General features: G+C 76.4%; 2 protein-coding genes. Both read right to left on the bottom strand.

What is annotated here, in order from left to right:
• Window positions 1-101 precede the first annotated feature (101 nt).
• On the bottom strand, window positions 102-782 hold the full coding sequence (locus ACFRQN_RS40660; RefSeq protein ID WP_049661271.1) for a response regulator transcription factor: 681 nt from the start codon (window positions 780-782) through the stop codon (window positions 102-104).
• On the bottom strand, window positions 779-1,963 hold the full coding sequence (gene macS / locus ACFRQN_RS40655; RefSeq protein WP_380745669.1) for a MacS family sensor histidine kinase: 1,185 nt from the start codon (window positions 1,961-1,963) through the stop codon (window positions 779-781). The genes ACFRQN_RS40660 and macS overlap by 4 nt, the downstream gene beginning before the upstream one ends.
• Window positions 1,964-2,065 lie beyond the last annotated feature (102 nt).

Genomic DNA, 2,065 nt, shown 5'->3' with positions numbered 1-2,065 from the left:
GGGCGGATGTGCCCCGCCCGGGGCCGCGCCGTCGAACCGGGCCGCGCCGTCGCACCGGGCGCCGCCGTCCGACGGGGCGGCGGCGCGGGGCCGGGCGGCGCTCAGATCTCGTCGTCCAGGCCCTGCTCGATGGCGTACCGGACCAGCTCCACCCGGTTGTGCAGCTGCAGCTTCCCGAGCGTGTTCTGCACGTGGTTCTGCACCGTCCGGTGCGACAGCACCAGCCGGTCGGCTATCTGCCGGTACGACAGTCCCTTGGCCACCAGCCGCAGCACCTCCGTCTCCCGGGCGGTCAGCTGCGGGGCGGCCGGTGCCGAGGCCGGGGCCGGCTCGGCGGCCAGCCGGCGGAACTCGCCGAGCACCAGGCCGGCCAGGCCCGGGGTGAACACCGCGTCGCCGACGGCCGTGCGGCGCACCGCGTCCAGCAGCTCCTCCCGCCCGGCCGACTTCACCAGGTAGCCGGTCGCGCCGGACTTCACCGCCTCCAGCACGTCCTGGTGCTCGCCGCTGGCCGACAGCACCAGCACCCGGACCGCCGGGTCGTGCGCGACAACCTGGCGGCACACCTCCGCGCCGGACAGGCTGGGCAGGTTGAGGTCCAGCACGACCACCTGCGGCGTGCAGGCACGGGCCCGGCGCACGGCCTCCTCGCCGTCGCCCGCGGTGGCCACCACGTCCAGTCCGGCCTCGGCGAGGTCGCGCGAGACGGCGTCCCGCCACATCGGGTGGTCGTCCACCACCATCACCCGCACCGGCCGGTCGGCGGTCGGCTGGTCGGTCATGGAGTGGCCTTCCTCGGGACGCGCAGTTCGACCTCGACGCCCTCCCCGGGCGCCGAGTACAGCTCGGCCGTGCCGCCGAGGTCCAGCAGCCGACCGCGGATGGACTGGGAGACGCCGAGCCGGCCGGCCTGCTCCGCCTCGCCGAGCCGGCCGGGGGCGAAGCCGGGGCCGTCGTCGCGGATGCTGACCGTGACGGCCTCCGGCTCGTCCTCGACCAGGATCCAGGCCCGGGCCCGCTCCCCCGCGTGCTTGCGCACGTTGTCGACGGCGGCGCCGACCGCCGCCGCGAGCTCGCCCGCCGCCGCACCGGGCAGCGGCACCGGGGTGCCGGGGGCGGAGAGCGTGATCCGCTCGTCCGCGTACGGGCGCAGCAGCGCGGTGAGGTCGCGAAGGGCGTCCGGGTCCGGCGGCTCGGCGGCGTCGGAGCGCGGCGCGCGCTGCTCCGGCAGCGGACCGCCCGTCATCAGGGCCCGCAGCGCGCGCTCCTGTTCACCGGCCAGCCGGCCGAGCTCGGCGAAGTCCGTACCGGAGCCCGTCCCGCCGCCCGGCCCCGTACCGCTCAGCTCCGCGCCGCGCCGCTGGACCAGGGCGAGCACCTGGAGCACGCCGTCGTGGATGTCCCGGGAGAGCCGCTCGCGCTCCCGGGTGGCCGCCTCGACCTGGAGCGCCCGGGTGAGGGTGGCCTCGCTGGCCCGGGCCAGCTCGATCACGTAGCCGATCGCGCAGCCGGCCACCATCAGCAGCACGATGTTGTGGATGTTGTCGCCGGTCGGCCCGCCGTGGCCGAGGATGTTGGCGACGCCGATCACCGAGCCCGAGGCCGCCGCCGGGCGCCAGCCGCCCTTCGCGGCGAAGCCCAGCACCGTGCCGGCCGCCCAGATGGTCGGCAGGGTGGGCGCGCCGTGGCTGATCCGGGCCGGGGAGTCGGTCATGCCGCTCATCACGATGCCGGTGACGGCGAGGGCGAGGTCGGTGCCCAGGACGAACCGGGTGCAGCGCTGCGGGTTGGCGAAGGCCCGGGTGCTGGCCAGGGTCCACAGGGTCAGCGCGCCGAGGAAGATCCAGCCGGCCACCGGGTGCAGGAAGTGCAGGTACGAGTTGAAGTACCGCAGCAGCGCGTAGCACAGGGCCAGCACCCGGAAGTAGGAGATCGCCTTCCAGAGCGGGAGTTCGACGGACATGCCGCCGGCCGCCACCGTGCCGCCGACCGCGCCGGCTCTGCCGCCGTCGTCCGTCATCCGCCCCGCCCCTCCCCGGGCCGGTCCGGGCGGCCGCTCGGAGCG

This window comes from Kitasatospora sp. NPDC056800 (assembly GCF_042789775.1).
Lineage (GTDB): Bacteria > Actinomycetota > Actinomycetes > Streptomycetales > Streptomycetaceae > Kitasatospora.
This window is presented reverse-complemented; position numbering and strand designations above follow the sequence as displayed.

Excerpts from the sequence above, each read along its gene's own strand:
- ACFRQN_RS40660 (WP_049661271.1), bottom strand. The coding sequence starts at position 782 with ATGACCGACCAGCCGACCGCCGACCGGCCGGTGCGGGTGATGGTGGTG.
- macS (WP_380745669.1), bottom strand. The coding sequence starts at position 1,963 with ATGTCCGTCGAACTCCCGCTCTGGAAGGCGATCTCCTACTTCCGGGTG.